At 71.3% G+C, this 18,925-nt stretch carries 9 protein-coding genes; 3 read left to right on the top strand and 6 right to left on the bottom strand.

The features are described 5' to 3' along the window. Positions 1 to 13: 13 nt before the first annotated feature. From BLR21_RS23390 to BLR21_RS23380, 3 genes are read left to right on the top strand one after another with little or no spacing between them, the layout of a single operon-like run. The gene (locus tag BLR21_RS23390) at positions 14 to 1,609 is read left to right on the top strand and encodes a tryptophan halogenase family protein (protein ID WP_090008226.1); all 1,596 of its coding nucleotides are present in this window, start codon (positions 14 to 16) and stop codon (positions 1,607 to 1,609) included. Between the two features lie 7 nt (positions 1,610 to 1,616). After that, positions 1,617 to 2,882 (top strand): cation:proton antiporter, encoded by a 1,266-nt coding sequence (locus BLR21_RS23385; protein WP_090008224.1) that lies wholly within the window; start codon positions 1,617 to 1,619, stop codon positions 2,880 to 2,882. After that, positions 2,879 to 3,382 carry a flavin reductase family protein gene (locus BLR21_RS23380; RefSeq protein WP_256334883.1) on the top strand — a complete coding sequence of 168 codons (504 nt, stop codon included), beginning with the start codon at positions 2,879 to 2,881 and terminating at the stop codon, positions 3,380 to 3,382. Before BLR21_RS23385 ends, BLR21_RS23380 begins: the two co-directional genes overlap by 4 nt. On the opposite strand, the gene BLR21_RS23375 is transcribed toward BLR21_RS23380, so the two are convergent. The 6 genes from BLR21_RS23375 to BLR21_RS23350 are packed head-to-tail and all read right to left on the bottom strand — an operon-like array spanning position 3,383 to position 18,881. After that, positions 3,383 to 4,261, bottom strand: a complete 879-nt coding sequence (locus BLR21_RS23375) for an ArsR/SmtB family transcription factor (protein WP_090008222.1) — start codon at positions 4,259 to 4,261, stop codon at positions 3,383 to 3,385. 4 nt (positions 4,262 to 4,265) lie between these two features. Beyond that, positions 4,266 to 5,204 (bottom strand): ATP-binding cassette domain-containing protein, encoded by a 939-nt coding sequence (locus tag BLR21_RS23370; protein WP_090008220.1) that lies wholly within the window; start codon positions 5,202 to 5,204, stop codon positions 4,266 to 4,268. Positions 5,205 to 5,208: 4 nt separating this feature from the next. Continuing rightward, positions 5,209 to 5,406, bottom strand: coding sequence for an MbtH family protein (locus BLR21_RS23365; RefSeq protein WP_090008218.1), 198 nt, complete (start codon positions 5,404 to 5,406; stop codon positions 5,209 to 5,211). Next, complete coding sequence (locus BLR21_RS23360; protein ID WP_090008216.1) at positions 5,403 to 6,611, bottom strand: cytochrome P450; 1,209 nt, start codon at positions 6,609 to 6,611, stop codon at positions 5,403 to 5,405. The genes BLR21_RS23365 and BLR21_RS23360 overlap by 4 nt, the downstream gene beginning before the upstream one ends. Before the next feature lie 19 nt (positions 6,612 to 6,630). Continuing rightward, positions 6,631 to 7,386 (bottom strand): ABC transporter permease, encoded by a 756-nt coding sequence (locus tag BLR21_RS23355; protein ID WP_090008214.1) that lies wholly within the window; start codon positions 7,384 to 7,386, stop codon positions 6,631 to 6,633. Continuing rightward, positions 7,386 to 18,881, bottom strand: a complete 11,496-nt coding sequence (locus tag BLR21_RS23350; RefSeq protein WP_090008212.1) for an amino acid adenylation domain-containing protein — start codon at positions 18,879 to 18,881, stop codon at positions 7,386 to 7,388. Before BLR21_RS23350 ends, BLR21_RS23355 begins: the two co-directional genes overlap by 1 nt. Between the last annotated feature and the right edge of the window lie 44 nt (positions 18,882 to 18,925).

Raw genomic sequence — 18,925 nt, 5'->3', positions numbered from 1 at the left:
GAGCTTTGTAGCGATGACAGGCAACCAAATCAGGAACATCGTCGTTCTCGGTGGCGGAACAGCGGGATGGATGAGCGCGTCCTATCTCGGCAAGGCACTCGGACCGGCCGTGAACATCACGGTGCTGGAAGCGCCCGCCATTCCGAAGATCGGCGTCGGCGAGGCCACCATTCCCAATCTGCACAAGGTGTTCTTCGACTTCCTCGGCCTGTCCGAGGAGGAGTGGATGCGCGAGTGCAACGCCAGTTTCAAGATGGGCATCAGGTTCATCAACTGGCGCACTCCCGGAGCGGGCGAGGCCACCGCGCGACCGCACGGTGAGGGCCGCAAGGACCACTTCGACCACCTCTTCGGCCTGCTGCCGGAGCACGGCAACCTGCCGCTGTCGCACTACTGGGTGAACAAGAAGCTGGCCGGCGAGACGGACGAGCCGTTCGACTACGCCTGCTACCGCCAGCCGCCGGTGTTCGACCGGAACCTGTCGCCGCGTTATCTCGACGGCACCCGCTGGGCCAGCTACGCCTGGCACTTCGACGCCAACCTGGTCGCCGACTTCCTGCGCCGCTTCGCCACCGAGAAGCAGGGCGCTGTGCACATCCAGGACACGTTCACCGAGGCCGAGGTCGACCACGGCGGGTACATCACCGCGATCAGGACCGAGACGGGCCGCCGGCTCGAGGCCGACCTGTTCGTCGACTGCTCGGGGTTCCGCAGCCTGCTGATCAACCAGGTGATGAAGGAACCGTTCCTGGACATGAGCGACCACCTGCTCAACGACCGCGCCGTCGCCACGGCCGTGCCGCACGACGACGAGGCGAACGGGGTCGAGCCGTACACCTCGGCGATCGCGATGTCGTCCGGCTGGACGTGGAAGATTCCCATGCTCGGCCGGTTCGGCACCGGCTACGTGTACTCCAGCCGGTTCGCCTCCCAGGACGAGGCCACCGAGGAGTTCTGCCGGATGTGGGGACTGGACCCGGAGACGCAGAAGCTCAACCACGTGAAGTTCCGCGTCGGCCGCAACCGGCGGGCGTGGGTGAAGAACGTCGTCGGCATCGGGCTGTCCTCGTGCTTCCTGGAGCCGCTCGAGTCCACCGGCATCTACTTCGTCTACGCGGCGCTGTACCAGCTGGTGAAGCACTTCCCGGACAAGAACTTCGAGCCGATCCTGCTCGACCAGTTCAACCGCGAGATCGAGACGATGTTCGACGACACGCGGGACTTCATCCAGGGCCACTTCAGCTTCGCCCCGCGCGACGACACGCCGTTCTGGCGTGCCTGCAAGGAACTGGAGCTCGCGAGCGACTTCCGCGAGAAGGTCGCGATGTACAAGGCGGGTCTCGCGGTGAACATGCCGGTGACCGACGAGGGCAACTACTACGGCAACTTCGAGGCCGAGTTCCGGAACTTCTGGAGCAACGCCAACTACTACTGCGTGTTCTCCGGCCTCGACTTCCTGCCGGAGCACCCGTTGCCCGCGCTGGGTTTCCGCCAGGAGACGGTGGAGTCGGCCGAGGCGGTGTTCGCCAGGGTCAAGAAGGAACAGGAAGAACTGGTTCGCACCCTGCCCAGCACCTACGAATACCTCCGCCAGTTGCACGGGAGGTGACGGAACCTTGACCGCATGGGATGTCCTGCACGTCGCGGGCGTCGCAGGCGTCGCGGTGGTGATCGCCGCAGGCGGGCGATACGTCGCCGGCCGCGCTCGCCAACCGGCGGTCATCGGTGAGATCACGGCCGGGCTGCTCGCCGGCCCGGCCGTGATCTGGCTGGCCGGGAACGACGTGTTCCACACCGTGTTCCCCGCCCACGTCCAGTCCGCACTGGGCGTCGTCGCGAAGCTGGGGCTGGCGCTGTTCCTGGTCGGGGTCGCGCACGAACTGCGGCTGCGCCACCGGTTCACGTCGCCGGCGCTGGGCTGGATGACGGCGGGTGCCCTCCTGCCCGCGCTCGTCGCCGGCGCGTTGCTGGCGGGGTGGGTGCTCCTCGCCGGTGACCCGCTGGTGCGGGGCACCGCCTCCGCCCCCGCCTTCGTCCTGATGACCGCGGTGTCGCTGTCGATCACGGCGGTGCCGGTGCTGGCCAGGATCCTGGACGACCGCGGCATGACCGGCACCAGGATCGGGCAGCTCGCGCTGACCGCCGCGATCGTCATCGACGCGATCTCGTGGCTGCTGCTCACCGTCGCGGTGGGACTGACATCCGGCAGGGTGGACGGGTTCGTCCGCACCGCGCTCGTGCTGGCGGTGGGAACCGTGGCCGCGTGGTCGATGCGGTCGCTGGCACGCACCGCCGCCGCGAGCCGCGTCTCCGGCCGGTGGCCGGTCGTCGCCGCGATCGTGATCGGTGGCGTGGCCGTTGGCCTGGCGGCGGGCGCCGAGCACTTCGGCATGACCGCGATCTTCGGTGCCGTGCTGGCGGGTTTCGCCGTGCCCACCGGCAAGGAGTGGGAGAAGCCGGTCGCCGCGGTCACCGCGGTGGGCAGGCACGCCGTACCCGTGTTCTTCGTCGCTACCGGGATCACCGTGTTCACCACGGCGTTCGCCGCGACCCCGGTCGCGCTGGTGGCGCTGGCCGTCGTCCTCGGCGTCGCGGGCAAGGTGGCGGGCGGCTACGCGGGCGCCCGGCTGGGCGGACTGTCCACCTGGGACTCGATGCGGGCGGCCGCACTGGTGAACACCCGCGGGTTGACCGAGCTCATCGTGCTGCAGATCGGGTACAGCACGGGAGTCCTGACCGCGCCGATGTTCCTTGCGCTCGTCGTGATGGCACTGGTGACCACCGCGACGACCGGGCCGGCCCTGCTGGTGCTCGACCGCGCCGAACTACGCCGCCGCCCACCGGTGCAAGCCCACCAGGAGAACAGGGACGGTGTGCTGTGACCGACTCGACGACCGCGCTCGGCACCGTCTCGGTGAACGGGTTCCGCGCACTGATGTCGGAGTTCCCCAGCGGTATCGCGATCGTGACGACGACGGACGACGAGGGCGGACCGTGGGGTATGACGTGCTCTTCGTTGTGCAGCCTGAGTGTCTCCCCGCCGATGTTGCTGGTCTGTCTGCGGGCCGGGAGTCCGACGCTGGCGGCGATCGTGCGGCGGGGAGCGTTCGCGGTCAACCTGCTGCACGACGGTGCCCGCTCCGCCGCCGAGCTGTTCGCCTCCGGGCGGCCGGGGCGGTTCGACCAGGTGCGCTGGAACAACGGTCAGAGCGGGCCGCATCTGCTCGACGCCGCGCATGCCATCGCGGACTGCCGGGTCAGCCGCACCGAGCACGCCGGCAGCCACGTCATCGTGATGGGCACCGTTCTCGACGTGACGCATCAGGATGGTCATGTGCCGTTGCTGTACGGCCGGAGGCGGTACAGCTCGTGGCCGGAGTGATCAGCGCCCGCCGTCGAGCGGGTTACCGCCGAGCAGCGCGGCGCCCAGCGGGGTCACGGTGTGCAACGCGGTGTTGCGGACACGTCTCGTGGTGATGAGCCCGTTCTGCCGCAGCACCGCGGTGTGCTGGCTGGCACCCGCGCAGGAGATGCCGAGCCGCTCCGCGAGCTGCCCGGTGGTGCAGGTGTCGGTGAGCACCCGCAGCGCGGCCGCCCTCGTCATGCCGACGAGGGCGGCCAGTGCACGGCCGGAGTGCTGCGGTGCCTGCCAGATCCGTTCCGAGATCGCGCGGTCGGGAGGTGCGGCGAACACCAGGGCCGGACGGCCGCTGAGACGTTCGGCGCCGAGCACGACGCCGGGCCTGGTGACCAGGAACAGTGACGGGCTCAGCACCAGGCCGTTGCCGTCCAGGCGGATCTCCTCCCCCGCCGGCCCGCCGGGCACGTCGAGCACGGGAGGATCCCACCGGATCCGGGGGTGCAAAGTGGACAGCAGTGACTCGACGCCCTCGGTGAGCGCCGCCCGGCCCCGGGCATCGCACTCGGCGTCGAGATAGGTGAACATGCGGCCCCAGTAGGGCGCGATGGCGATCCGCCAGATCTCCAGCAGGTCGGAGCTGGACGACGTGTCCTTCTTCGGTGCCCGGCGAGAGCGGTCCACGTGGTGCAGCAGGTCGTCGTCGGACGATCGCGGCAGCAACCGTGCCAGTGCCGGGTCGGCACGCAGCCGGTTGTGCACGCGTTCGCGCCAGCCCTCGTGCGCGCCTCCGCCCGCGCGGCGCAGGTCGCGCAGCGCGAACACCGTCTCCGCCGCCGGGCCCAGGCTGATCTTCATCCGCAGCCTGACCAGGTCCCGACCCGTGAACACGATCCGTGTCACCCGCTCACCCCGACGCCCGGCGGCCGATCAGGTCGAGGAAGACGTCGTCGAGGCTGGGACGCCGCAACGCGAAGTCGGTGACGTCCACCCCGGCGGACCGTAACGCGGCTGCGGCCGACGCGATCCCGTCGAGCGTGCCGGCGAGCTTCAGCGAGATCCTCCCGCCCTCGCCGGCGACGGGCGGCTCGGCCGCGAAACGTGCGAGAGCCGCCAAAGCCACTGGGACATCACGGGGTTCGACCGCGACCTCCAGCCGTTCGCCTCCCACCTTGCGCTTGAGCTCGTCGGGGGTACCGTCCGCGATCACCCGGCCCCCCGCGATCACCGCGACCCGGTCGGCGAGCTGGTCGGCCTCCTCCAGGTACTGGGTGGTCAGCAGCAACGTCACGCCACCCCGCACGAGCTCGCGCACGGTCGCCCACAGCTCGATCCGGCTCGCCGGGTCGAGCCCGGTGGTCGGTTCGTCGAGGAACAGCACCTCGGGCGTGACCACCAGGCACGACGCGATGTCGAGGCGGCGGCGCATGCCACCGGAGTACGTCCGCACCGGCCGGTTCGCCGCGCCGGTCAGGCCGAACTGCTCGAGCAGCTCGGCCGCACGCCGACGGGCACCACGTCCGCCCAGGTGCAGCAGTCTGCCGAGCAGCACCAGGTTCTCGGCACCGGTCAGCAGTTCGTCGACGGCCGCGTACTGGCCGGCGAGACCGATCCGCGCCCGCACCTCCCGGGGACTGCGTACCACGTCGAAACCGGCGACCTTCGCGGTGCCGGCGTCCGGCCGCAGCAACGTCGCCAGCACCCGCACCGTCGTGGTCTTGCCCGCGCCGTTGGGCCCGAGCAGGCCGAGCACCGTGCCGGCGGGCACCGCGAGGTCCACCCCGCACAGCGCCTCGGAGTCCCGATATCGCTTGCGCAGACCGGTTACCTCGATCGCCTGGGTCACCGGGTCAGCTCCGCAGGCGGAGCGGACGCAGGTCGGTCCAGTTCTCCTCGACGTGGGCCAGCGCGGCGGCCCGCGGACTCGCGCCCAGCGACACCGTCCAGCCGTGGGGCACCTCGGCGAACGAGGGCCACAGGCTGTACTGGTCCTGGTCGTTCACGAGCACCAGGAACGTGCCGTTCTCGTCGTCGAACGGGTTGGTCATCGCAGGTTCTCCTTAGTCCGCAAGGGAGTCAGCTCCACCGGCAGGTTGATGTGGCCGTAGACGAAGTTCGAGTGGATCTGCCGCGGCTCACCCGCGAGCCGGAACTCGGCCACCTGGTCGCGCAGCCCCTCCAGCACCGCCTCGACGTGCGCCCGGCCGAGGAACGCGCCGATGCAGAAGTGCGGGCCGTACCCGAACGTCAGGTGCCGGTTCGGGGTACGGGCGAGGTCGAACCGGCCGGGCTCGGGGAACGCCTCCTCGTCGAAGTTCGCGGAGATGTTCCACAACGTGACGATGTCGCCCGCGCGGACGAACTGGTCGCCGATCGTCACGTCGACGATCGCGCGGCGGCCGAAATGCATCGCCGGAGTGGTCCAGCGCAGCACCTCCTCCACCGCGGAGTCGAGACCGGCGGTGCCGTCCTTGAGCGCCCGCCACTGCTCGGGGTGCTCGGCCAGGGCCACGAGCGCGCCCGTCGCGGACAGCCTGCTCGACTCGTCCCCGCCGAGGATCAGGCTGTAGCAGTTGAGGACGATCTCCTCGTCGGTGAGCGGCTCGCCGTCGATGGTGCCGGTGGCCAGCGCGCTGATCACATCCTCGCCGGGGGTGCGCCTGCGGTGCGCGGCGAGGTCCTGGAAGTACAGCAGGATCTCGTTGCGGGCCAGGATCTCGTCGAACTCCGTGCCGCCACCGTCACGGCTGCCGAGCGTCTCCGTGTTCCACGCGACGAGCTGGGCACGGTCCGCGTCCGGCACGCCCATCAGGTCGCCCATCGTGTTGATCGGCACGTGGTCGACGATCTCGGTCGCGAAGTCGAACCGCTCCTGCTCCATGGCCCTGGCGAACAGGCCGGCCGTACGTTCCCTGGCCGCGTCCCGCATGCGTCCCACGACCCGCGGGGAGAAGGACCTGAGCATCAGCTTGCGGATCTCCCGGTGGCGGTGCCCGTCGGTGACCGCGAGCATCCGCCCGGCGGCGGAGTCCCCGCCCTGCAACAACGTCGTGAGCACGTTGCCGCGCTCGGAGGTGAACCGCTCGTTGTCGCGGTAGACCGCCATGACGTCGGCGTGGCGGCACACGGCCCAGAACTCGGGCCCGCGTGGTCCCGCCGGATGCCGGTACACCGGCTCGTTCTCACGGAACCATCGCCACATGGCGTTCACGTCGGTGCCGATGTAGGTCAGCGGATCGGTCAGGTCGTACATCTCACACTCCACAATGGACTCACCCGGCGGTCGCGAACCTGCGCACGCCGACCGCCAGGCTCGCGGCCAGCAGGATCAGCAGGGTCGCGCCCGCGACCAGGTAGGGCGACCCGGACACGGGTGCCGCCCCGTTGCCCCACAGGTCGCGGCACAGCGTCATCACCGCACTGATCGGGTTCCACTCCGCGATCGGCCGGACCAGCGCGGGCAGGCTCGACACGGGCAGGAAGGCGTTGGAGAAGAAGGGCAGGACGACGACGAGGAACTGCGTCACCGAGCTGATCGACTCGAGGTTGCCCATGATCGAGCCGAACAGCACGCCCACCCAGAGCATCACGTAGCTGAACACGACCACCACCGCGAACCCCTGCAGCGTCGGCACGAGCCCGGTGTGCGAATGCCAGCCGAGCAGGGTGCCGACGACCACGACGATGCCGAGCGCGAGCAGTGACAGCAGGAAGTCGCCCGCGGTGTGCCCGAGCGGTACCGCGACCCTGCTGATCGGCAGCGACCGGTACCTGTCGAACGCGCCGGTGCGCAGGTCCGTGGCGACCGCGATGGCGGTCGGGCCGACCCCGGCGAGACCGACCTGGATCGCCGCGCCCGCGAACAGGTACTCCTGGTAGTTCCCGCCCCCCACCGAGATCGTGTCCCGGAACAGGTAACCGAGCACGACCAGCGACACGAGCGGGCTCAGCGTGACCCCGAGCAGCCGCCCGGGGCTGCGCCGCAGCTGGCGCAGCCGCCGGCCGGTCATGGCGAGCACCTCGACCATCACGACCTCGTCCGATCGAGCTCGGCGGTGACGACCACACCGACCTGGGCCAGTGGTTCCGGGCTCATCATGTCGTCGTGCGCGCAGTTGATCCGGTAGGTGGCGATCTGTCCATCCACAAAGGACGACCAGCGCCCGGCCCTCTCCTCGACGGCCGCCGGCGTCTGGCCGGCGACCGCGGTGAACAGCAGCATCCGGCCGCGGTACGGGCTGGGCTCGTAGTTCTTCAGCAGCACGTCGTGGTTGCGCATCCCCTCGACCATGGCCGCCACACGTTGTTCACCGAGCGCGGCGAGCGGGTTGTTGTCCGCGCGCAGCACGGCGAGGACGTCCGACGGGGTGACCTCGCGTCCGGCAAACTCCTCCCGGCTGTGCCCGACGAGCTCCAGCAGCCAGCCGAACATCACCTGCTCGTCGTCGCGCTGTTCGAGATCGGTGCGGGGGTAGGCGTCCAGGTTGGCGAGCAGGCCCACCTCGTCGCCAGCGGCCTGCAACCGGGCCGCGATCTCGTACGCGACGATGCCGCCGAACGACCAGCCGAGCAGGTGGTACGGCCCCTCCGGTTGCACCTGCTTCATCCGCCGGACGTAGTCGTCCGCCATCGCGGCGATCGAATGGGGCACCGGGGCCAGCTCGGTGACCGACGGATCCTGAATGCCGTAGAGCGGGTACTCGGGACCGAGGTGTTTGGCCAGGCCCAGGTACGGCAGGGCGAACCCGACTCCACTGTGGACACAGAACAGCGGCGCCCGGTCCCCGGTGGGCTTCATCCGCAGCAGCACGCCGAACGGATCGAACTCGTCCTGTTCCTCCAGCTCCTCCAGCGCGCCGGCCATGACCGTGCCGCTGCTGGCCGCCTTCGGCCGGGGCTCGGCCGGTGCGAGCGTTTCGGCGAGTGCCCGCGCGCTCTGGTGCACGAACACGTCCGCGATCGTGATCATCAGGCCTGCCTTGCGGGCGCGGCTCACGACCTTGACCACCCGGACGCTGTCGCCGCCGGAGTCGAAGAAGTTGTCCTCCGCGCCGATCCGCGACACTCCCAGCACCTCGGCCATGATCGAACACAACGTCCGCTCGTCGGGCGTCTTCGCCGGAGCGGGGTCGCCACCGCGCGGGACGTCCGGTGCCGGGAGTGCCCGCCGGTCCAGCTTTCCGTTGGCGGTCAAGGGCAACGCGGACAGCATCACGACGACGGGCGGGACCATGTAGTCCGGCAGCGCGGTCTCGGCGTACCGGATCAGCGTGCCGGAGTCGACGTCCCCCACCACATAGGCGACGAGGCGGCGTCCCTCGCTGTCCTCGCGGGCGGCGACGGCCACCTGCCGGACCGACTCGTGCCGCGCCAGCACCGACTCGACCTCACCGAGCTCGACCCGGAACCCGCGGATCTTGACCTGGTCGTCCGCCCGGCCCGCGAACCGCAGCTCGCCGCCGTCGTCCCAGCGCACGAGGTCGCCGGTGCGGTACAGGCGCTCACCGGGCCCGCCGAACGGGTCGGCCACGAACCGCTCGGCCGTCAGCCCCGGCCGGCCCGCATAGCCGCGGGCGACGTTCGCCCCGGCCACGTAAAGCTCCCCGACGACCCCGGCCGGCACCGGGCGCAGGTGGCCGTCGAGCACGTAGACCCGCGTGTTCCACAGCGGCCTGCCGATCGACAGCACCTCCGCGGGCACCTCGTCGCCCGGCTCGATCGCGAACGACGTGCAGCCGACCGTGGTCTCGGTGGGCCCGTACTCGTTGACGACCCGGACTTCCGGATGCGCCCGCCGCCACACGTCAAGGTGGTCACCGGGCAGTGGTTCACCGCCGAGCACCAGCTCACGGCGCGGTGAGTACGCGTCCGGCAGCACCTGCAGCAGCGCCAGGTGACTCGGCGTGGCCTTGAGGAAGTCCACCCCGGCGCGGGCGGCCACGCTGCCCTCGGCCAGACCGTGCTCCGCCAGCTCCGCGAGGTGCACGCAACCGCCGGAGATCAACGGTCCGTGCAGCCCCGTCACGGTGAGGTCGAACGACAACGGCGAGTGCAGCAACGCGCCGGAGGTCAGCGACGGGTACGCCTCCAGGGACCAGGCCAGGTAGTTGACCGCGGACCGATGCTCGACCACGGTGCCCTTGGGCCGTCCGGTGGAACCGGAGGTGTAGACGAGGTAGGCCGCGTTCCCTCCCTCGATGTCCACATCGGACAGATCGCCGGACGGCAGCGCGGCGATCGCCGGGTCGTCCGGGAGCACGACCGGCAGTCCCTGCGCCACCTTGGCCGCCGACGCGGACGTGGTGATGACGCACACCGGCTCGGTCTCGGCGAACATCCCGGCGATCCGCTCCGCGGGGTGCTCCACGTCGACCGGCAGGTACGCGGCACCGGACTTGAGCACCGCCTGCACGGCCACGACCAGATCAGTCGTCCTCGGCAACGCGATCGCGACGACCCTTTCCCGGCCGGCGCCCAGCCGCCGCAGGTGCCGCGCCAGCCGGTTCGCCCGCGCGTTCAGCTCCACATAGGACAGTTCGTCGGTACCGGCCGCGACCGCGCACGCTTCAGGCGTGCGGCGGACCTGCGCCTCGAACAACGCGGGCAGCGTCGCGTCCGGCACCTCGTGCGCGGTGTCGTTCCAGGACACCAGCATCCGCTGCCGTTCGTCCGGTTCGAGCACGTCCACCTGACTGAGCCGCAGCCCGGGATCGGCGACGGCGGCGCGGAGCACCCGCACCAGCCGCCCCGCGATGCGCTCGACGGTCGCCGCGGTGAACAGGTCCGCGCGGTAGTCGATCAGGCCGGTCATGCCGGTCTCGGTGGTGGCCGACCCGTCGTCGACCGGTTCGAGGAACTGGACGATCAGGTCGAACTTAGTGGTGGCCGACGGCACGAACTCGCCGCGCACGGTCAGTCCCGGCAGCACCACGGGGGCACCGTGCCCGGTCTGCAGTGCCAGCATCACCTGGAACAACGCCTGCCTGCCCAGCGACCGCACCGGGTTCAGCGCCTCGACCACGTCGTCGAACGGCAGGTCCTGGTGGGCGTAGGCGGACAGGTCGCGCTCCCGGACCCGCTCCACCAGCTCGCCGAACGTCGGGTCGCCCGCCGTGTCGGTGCGCAGCACCAGGGTGTTCACGAAGTACCCGACCAGGTCGTGCAGCGCCTCGTCGGTACGACCGGCGATCGGGCTGCCCAGCGGGATGTCCGTGCCGGCGCCGAGGCGCGTCAGCAGACCGGCCAACGCGGCCTGCAGGACCATGAACAGGCTCGCGCCGGACGTGCGAGCCAGCCGCAGCAGGCCGCGGTGCAGCTCCGGTTCGACGGTGAACGCGACCTGACCGCCGCGGTCGTCGCCGACGGCGGGCCGGGCGAAGTCCGTGGGCAGGGCGATCTCGTCGGGCAGGCCGGCGAGCGCGGTCCGCCAGTGCTCGAGCTGGGCGGTGTACGTCTCGGTCGGCTCCTCCCTGGTGCCGAGCAGTTCCCGTTGCCACGCCGTGTAGTCCGCGTAGCTGACCGGCAACGGCCGCCACTTCGGAGCCCGCCCGGAGCACCGGGCGCGATAGGCCGTCATCAGGTCGGCGGTCAGCGGCGTGATCGACCAGCCGTCGAACACGATGTGGTGGAACACCAGCAGCAACAGGTGTTCGTCGGAACCGAGCACGAACAGCGTGGCACGCAACGGTGGTGCGGCGGCGAGGTCGAACCTGCGCACGGACTCGGCGGAGACAGCCGCGGCGAGCTCGTCCTCGCGCACGTTCACCGCGCACAGCAACGGTTGCCCGGCGGGCTCGGCCAGCACGCGCTGACACGGCTCGCCATCGGTCTCCGGGAACACCGACCGCAGCACCTCGTGCCGTTCCACCAGGTCCCGCAGCGCGGCCTGGAGGGCGTCGGTGTCGAGCTTGCCGGACATGCGCAGCGCCAGCGGCACGTTGTAGGTGGACGCCTCGTCGTGCAGCCGGTTGACGAACCACAGCCTGCGCTGCGCAGCCGACAACGGCTCGATCCGATCACCGCTGGGCAGCTCCGCGGTGCGTGGCCGCAGCGCCGGACGTGCCTGTCCGGCGGCCTCGACCCGACCGGCGAGCGCGGCCACCGTGCGGGCCTCGAACAGGGCGCGGATCGGCACCTCGGCGCCGAGCGCCGAACGGATCCTCGCGATGGCCTTGGTCGCGTGCAGCGAGTGGCCACCGGAGTCGAAGAAGTCGTCGTCGAGACCGACCTCGGGCACGCCCAGCACCTCGGCGAAGACCCCGCACAGGATCTCCTGGACCGGGGTGCGCGGTGCCCGGCCGCGCGCACCGGCCCGGTCGGGTGCGGGCAGCGCGGCGCGGTCCAGCTTGCCCCGGCTGGTCAGCGGGAGCACCGGCAGGACGACCCACGCCGACGGCAGCATGTAGGCGGGCAGCGACTCGGCCGCGTGGTCGCGCAGATCCGGTGGCAGCGCCCCGTCCGTGGTCACGACGTAGGCCACGAGCCGCGGGTCGTCGGGATCGTCGTCGCGGACGATCACCGCCGCCCGCGCCACCAGGTCGTGGGAGGTCAGCACCGACTCGATCTCCGGCAGCTCGATGCGGAACCCACGCAGCTGCACCTGGTCGTCGATCCGGCCCACGTAGTCGAGGTCGCCGTCGGGCAACCACCGCACCAGGTCCCCGGTGCGGTACATGCGTTCCCCCGCACCGGCGAACGGGTCCGCGACGAACCTCAGCGCGGTCAGGCCCGCCCGGTTCAGGTAGCCGACCGCGAGGTGGTGGCTGACGTACAGCTCGCCGACCACACCCGCCGGCACCGGCTGCAGGCTCGAGTCCAGCACGTACACGCGGTGGGCGGAGGTCGGCCGCCCGATCGGCGGACGCCCCTCGCCGGACAGCGGCGCACTGACCGTCGCGCCGACCACGGTCTCCGTGGGGCCGTAGCCGTTGAACATCCGGTGCCTCGGCGCCCACCGCCGCGCCACCGCGGGTGCGAGCGCCTCGCCGGCGGTCACGAGCGTCATGCCCTGCGGCAGCTCGGCGTGCTCCGGCAGGGCGGCGACGACCGCGGGTGGCAGACCGGCCAGTGTGACGCGGCGGTCGTCGAGCAACTCGACGAGCGCGGGTCCTGGCGCACGGGCCTCGTCCCCGGCGATCACCGCCGTGCCGCCCTTCAGCAGCGCGACCCCCATCTCCCACACCGAGAAGTCGAAGCTGTAGGACGCGAACTGCAGCACCCGCGTCGAGGCGTCCACGCTGAAGCACTCGGCGAGGCTCTCGATCATCGCGACGAACCCGGAGTGGTCCACGACCACGCCCTTCGGCTTGCCGGTCGACCCGGAGGTGTAGATGACGTACGCCGGGTGACCCGGACGCACCGGCGCGGACCTGTCCGCGTCGGTGAGGTCGGTGCCGGCGAGCGCGGCCAGCTTCCGCACGACCTCGGGGTCGTCGAGCTCCAGCACCGCACCCGGCACCGCGATCTCGTTGTCCACTGTGGACAACGTGACGACCGGCGCGGAGTCCGCCAGCAGGTAGCCGATGCGGTTCTCCGGGTACGACGGGTCGATCGGCAGGTAGGCGCCACCTGCCTTGAGCACGGCCAGCGCGGCGACGATCATCTCGGCCGACCGCCCGAACATCAGTGCGACCAGCTCACCGGGCCCGACACCGTGCCGGACCAGCAGGCGGGCCAGGCGGTTCGCCCGCTCGTTCAGCTCGCCGTAGCCGATCACGACCGGGCCGAAGTCCACGGCCGGGGCGTCGGGCGCCTCCCGCACCCTCGCCTGGAACACGTCGGGCACAAGGACATCCGCGCTGAGCACCGGGCGACCGGCCCAGGGCCCGAGGATCAGCTCACGTTCGTCGCCGGCGAGCACGCCGGCCCGGCCGAGCGGGACGTCCGGCGCGCTGACGAGCTGGTCGAGCAGGCGCACGAACCGTCCGACCACGGAGTCCACAAAGGACTTCTCGAACACGTCCGGCCGGTACTGCGCCTGCAGCCGGACGCGGTCGCCGGGGAAGACGCCGAGTGCCAGCGGGTACTCCGAGATCACCCTGGCCTGCCAGCCCAGCACGGTGACGCCGGGCAGCACGCCCGCCAGGCGGTCCACATCGTCGACCGGATAGTTGTGGTAGCTCAGGACGGTGTCGAACAGCTCGCCGACACCGGTGTCGCGCTGTACCTCGGCGAGCCCCAGGTGCTGGTGCTCCTCCATGGCGGCCAGGCGTTCCTGCAGATCGGTCAGCATCGCGGCGAACGGCTGCCACGGGTCCAGCCGCACCCGCACCGGCAGGGTGTGCATGAACACCCCGACCATGGACTCCATCCCCGGCAGCTCCGGCGGGCGGCCCGAGCTGACCGTGCCGAACACGACGTCGTCGCGTCCGGTCAACCGGCCGAGCAGCACCGCCCAGCAGCCCTCCATGACCGTGTTCAGCGTGAGGCCGTGCCCGCGGGCGAAGCGGTGCAGCCGTTCGGTGAGGTGGCCGGGCAGGTCGGTGGTCAGCACCTCCGGCAGCAGATGCACGCGGCCACGGTCCGCCGGGCCGAGCCTCGTCGCCTCCGACACACCGGCCAGCTCGGCCTGCCACGCCTCCCGCGCGCCCTGCTCGTCCTGGACGGCGAGCCAGTCGTAGTAGTCGCGGTACGGCACGGCGGCGGGCAGTGCCGAGGTGTCCGCCCCGTTGGCGAGCAACGTGAGCAGCTCGCGCCCGAGGATCGCGGACATCGACCAGCCGTCCACCAGGATGTGGTGGGCCGTGATCACCAGGCGGAACCGCTCGCCGCCGAGCCGCACCACGGTGAACCGCAGCAACGGCGGGCGGGTGACGTCGAACCGGCGCAGCCACTCGTCGTCGGTGAACCGGTCGGCCTCGGCCTCGGTCAGCGAGACCTCGCCGACCTCGGGCTCGGCCTGCGCGGCGATCACCTGCACGGCGTCACCCGACGCGCGGTACCGGAAGCTCGCCCGCAGGCTGGGGTGGCGTCTCAGCAGCGCGGCGGCGGCGGCGCGAAGCCGGTCGATGTCCAGCGGTCCTTCGGCGTCCATGGTGATCTGCAGCGTGTAGACGTCGACGCCGTCGTCGTCGAACTCGGCCTGGAACAGCAGGCCGTTCTGCAACGGGGACAGCGGCAGCACGTCCGCCACCGCGCCGGCGGCCTCGTACTCCTCGATCTCCGCCTGGCCGATCGGCACCAGCGGGAAGTCCGCCGGGGTGTGCCCGCCCGCGTGCCCGGCGAGCTCGCGCAGGACCCGCGCCCAGATCGTGGTCAGACCCCGGACGTCCTCTTCGGACAGCAGCTCACCCGCCCACACGATGTCGGCGGACAGCACCGGGACGCCGTCGCGGTCCGTCGTGACGGCGGTCAGCTCGACGACGTGCCGCAGCGGGAGACCGGGATCAGCCGCCACGCCACCGGAACGCACCACCCCGCCGGCGAAGCGGCCGAGATGGTTGAACCCGAGCTGGGGCGCCGGGAAGCGGGCGAGGGCGGCCTGGGTCTGCGGGTTGCCGTGCCGCAGCAGGCCGAAGCCCAGCCGGTCCTCCGGCAGTGCCCGCAGCTGTTCCTTGAGCCGCTTCACCGCGGCGCCGAGGTCCGCGCGGTCGCCGGCGGTCAGCGCGACGGGGTGGAAGCTCGTGAACCAGCCGGCCGTGCGGGACGGGTCCACGTCGTCCGCAAGATGTTCGCGGCCATGCCGTTCCACCTCGACGCGCACGGGTGACTCGGTGCCGCGCCACTCCGTGACGGCGATCGCCAGTGCGGACAACAGGATGTCGTCGATGCCGGTGTGGAAGGCCGCTGCCACACCGGCCACGTCGGGCAGTTCGGCCGTCAGCCGCCGCGCCGTGGCGTGTGTGTCCCGCTCCGGGTCGAGCGGCCGGTTGCCGAGTGGGGCGTCGTCACCGCGCAACTGGTCCAGCCACACCGGCAGTTCCGTCATCCGGGAGCGCGACCGCGACTGCTCGGCCAGCAACCGGGCCCAGCTGCGCAGGGAGGTGCCCACCGGCTCGAGCGTGCCGCCCTGGCAGGCCGCCAGCAGGTCGCCGAGCAGGATCCGCCACGACACACCGTCGACGACGAGGTGATGCGCGACGAGACCCAGCGCGTCACCGTCGTGGATCACCTGGAGCATCACCCCTTGGCCGGGTCGCAGCCTCGCCCGGGCGGCCGCCAGCGCCTCGTCGTCCACAGTGGACACACTGGCGACGAGCGTGGCGGCGTCCACGGCGTCACGCGGGAGGACCTCCAGTGCCCACACGCCTTCCACCGGAATGCGCAGGCACATGCGCAGGGCGTCGTGCCGGTCGAGCACGGCCCGCACCGCGCGCACGAGGCCGGCCTCGTCCAGCCCGGCCGGCGCGTCGAGCACGACGTGCTGGCTGTACCTCGCGATCAGGTCGAGCCGCCCGCCCGCGGTCTCCCTCAGCTGGTGGACGACCGGGGTCAGCTCGACCTCGCCCACGCCGTCGTCGGCCGGCCTGGGCGGCGCGGTCGTCAGCATGGTCGCCACGGTCGCGAGCTCGCGGACGGACTTGCGCCGGAACACGTCACGCGGCGTGAGTCGCAACCCGGCCGCCCGCGCACGAGCCACGACCTGGATCGCGCTGATGCTGTCGCCTCCGAGTGCGAAGAAGCTGTCCTCCGCGCCGACCGAGGGCACGCCGAGCACCTCGGCGACGACCGTGCACAGGACATGCTCGACCGGGTTGAGCGCCGTGCGTGCCGCCGCGGTGACCGCCTCCGGCCGTGGCAACGCCTTGCGGTCGACCTTGCCCGCGGCGGTGAGCGGTAACGCGTCGAGCACGACGAACGCCGACGGCACCATGTGTTCCGGCAACGCCTTCGCGAGTTCGCGCGGCAGCGCGCCGGTGTCCAGTCCCGCGTCCGGCACGACATACCCGACGAGCCGCGGGCGTCCGCCGGTCTCGTCGCCGACCACGACCCCGTCCCGGACCCCGGGCACCGCGCGCACCGCGGCCTCGACCTCGCCCAGCTCGACCCGGTGGCCGCGGATCTTGACCTGATGATCGCGCCGTTCCACGAACTCCAGCCGGCCGTCCTGGCGCAGCACCACCCGGTCGCCAGTGCGGTACATGCGCTCTCCCCGCCCGCCGAACGGGTCCGGCAGGAAAGCGAGCGCCGTGCGGCCGCGGTCGCCGAGGTATCCCCGCCCGACCCCGGACCCGCCTACGTAAAGCTCGCCGATCGAGCCGGCGGGCACGGGCCGCAGCTCGTCGCCCAGCACGTAGAGCCGTGTGTTGCGGACCGGGCGACCGATCGGCGCACGATGCCCATCGACGTCGCCGGGCCTGATCACCGCGTGCGTCACGTCGTCCGAGCACTCCGTCGGCCCGTACGCGTTCACGATCGGCACCGCGGGAAAGCGTTCGTGCCAACGGTGACACAGCGACGCGGGCAACGCCTCACCGGTCACCATCAGGCTGCGTAACCTCGGCAGATCCGGTGCGGTGCCGATGTCCCAGGCGTCCAGTGCGGCGCGCAGCAACGACGGCACGACCTCCAGCACGGTGGCAGGCATCGCGAACAACGCGTCGGGATCCGCGGCGACGTCGTCGTCAGCCACCCGCACGTGCGCGCCCGCCAGCAGTGGCGCCAGCATCTGCCACACCGAGATGTCGAAGGTGACCGGCGCGTTGAACACCACGGTGTCCTTTGAGGACAGATCGAGGTCCTCCACCTTCGCCAGCAGGTGGTTCATCATGCCGCCGTGGTGCACCATCGCACCCTTGGGCTTTCCCGTCGACCCGGACGTGAAGATCACGTACGCGAGATCGTCGCGGTCGCATCCCCTTACCGGGACCAGCTCTTCGTCCTTGTCGACGCCCAGCACCACGATCCCGGCCCTCGGCGCGATCTCCCGCGCCAGCCCCTCGTGCTCCACGGTGGTCACGACCTGAGCCACCCCGGCGTCGGCGATGAGCGACTCCAGCCGCATCACCGGCGAGGCGACATCCAGCGGCAGGTACGCCGCGCCCGCACCGAGCACGCCGAGAACCGCGGTGACGAACCCTTCCCCGCGTCCGGCGAGCACGGCCACGACCTCGCCCGGCTTGTGCTTGCGGGACAAGGCACTCGCCCTGGCCACCAGCTCGGCGTACGTCAGCTCGCCGACCGCGACGGCATCCGGCTGACGCACGGCGACCTCCCGCACCCGCGTGACGACGTCCCTGTCGTCCTGGTCGCGCCGCGGCCCGTCCAGTAACGACAGGACCTCGCCGGGCCCGGTCACCGGCAACCGCCCGAGCGGCAGGTCGTCGCCGGCCGTCACGAACGCTTCCGTGAACGCCAGGAACCTGCCGAGGTGGGCGTCCATCTCCCCGGCCGAGAACAGCGCGACGTTGCCGCTGACGTTGACCTGGATGCCCGCGGCCCCGGTGTCCGCGACCGTCACCTCGAAGTCGTCCACCAGCCCCGTCGACGGGCTGTGCGCGAACACCTCGCACTCGCCGATGGTGAGCTCACTGACCTGCGGGATGATGTTGACGAACGGCCCGAACGGGCGGCGGTCGTCGCTGGCGAACCCCATCTGCCGGCGAATGCGGCTGATCCGGTGCCGCTGATGCCTGAGCACCGCCGTGAACTCACGCGCGACCTCCCCGAGCAGCTCGGCCCTGGTCTGCTCCGGGTTCGTACGCACCCTCACCGGCAGATAGTTGTTGACCATGCCGGGCACGGCCTGCATCCGCGCACCGGCCCGCGCGTGCACCGGCAACGACAGCAACACCTCGCGCGTGCCCGCCAGCCGCGCCGTGTAGGTGGCGACCGCCGCCAGCACGACGACCTGCCAGTTGACCCTGGCCTCCCAGGCCCTGGCCCGCAGCAACTCGGCCACACTCTCGGACAGCATCCCGTCCCTGCGCAGGAACTCCGCCGCGGGAACCGCGTCACGCACGGAGAGGCTCACCGGCTCGACCTCGCCGCCCCGCTCCTCCCAGAACCGCCGGTCGCGCTCGGCGCGCTCGGACCCGCGGTAGTCGTTCTCGGCCTCCAGCAAGGTGTTCAACCGCGGGAAAGCGCCCTCGTCGAGCGACGCGCCGGCACTCATCGCCTCGTAGATCGCGGCCAGGCGCTGCCAGTAGATGACGTAGCTGAAGCCGTCCGACATCAGGTGGTGGTTGCACATGTAGAACACCACGCGGTCGTCCGCCAGGCGCAGCAACGCGAACCGGAACAGCGGGAAGTCCTCGATCGAGAACGGCTCCCGCAGGTCGGCCGCGACCCACTCCGCCACCGCCGCGTCCGGATCCTCGTGGCCGCTCAGATCGTGCTCGGCCATGGGCACCACCGGCAGCGGCTCGACCACCTGCCACGGCTCGCCCCCGTCCTCCACGAACCGGGCCCGCGCGCACTCCGCCTCGTCCACCAGCCGCCGCACGGCGGACCGGAAGAGGCCCGCGTCCAGCGGTCCGCGGATGTCCCAGTAGGCCGCCGTGTTGTAGGCCGGTCCGCCACCGGTCAGCTTCTCGTCGAACCAGATGTCCTTCTGGCCGTCGGTCAGCGGCAGACGTGCAGTCATGAGGCACTCCCGGTGGGACACATCGACACGGCGCCGCTGATGAT

Origin of the sequence: Lentzea albidocapillata subsp. violacea, from assembly GCF_900100275.1 — a bacterium.
Lineage (GTDB): Bacteria > Actinomycetota > Actinomycetes > Mycobacteriales > Pseudonocardiaceae > Lentzea > Lentzea violacea.
The sequence above is the reverse complement of the archived record's forward strand: the minus strand, read 5'-3'. Positions and strand labels throughout refer to the sequence as shown.

Bases quoted from the DNA above. Each gene is read 5' to 3' on its own strand.
- BLR21_RS23390 (WP_090008226.1), top strand. From the start codon at position 14: ATGACAGGCAACCAAATCAGGAACATCGTCGTTCTCGGTGGCGGAACA.
- BLR21_RS23365 (WP_090008218.1), bottom strand. From the start codon at position 5,406: ATGACCAACCCGTTCGACGACGAGAACGGCACGTTCCTGGTGCTCGTG.
- BLR21_RS23360 (WP_090008216.1), bottom strand. From the start codon at position 6,611: ATGTACGACCTGACCGATCCGCTGACCTACATCGGCACCGACGTGAAC.
- BLR21_RS23355 (WP_090008214.1), bottom strand. From the start codon at position 7,386: ATGGTCGAGGTGCTCGCCATGACCGGCCGGCGGCTGCGCCAGCTGCGG.
- BLR21_RS23350 (WP_090008212.1), bottom strand. From the start codon at position 18,881: ATGACTGCACGTCTGCCGCTGACCGACGGCCAGAAGGACATCTGGTTC.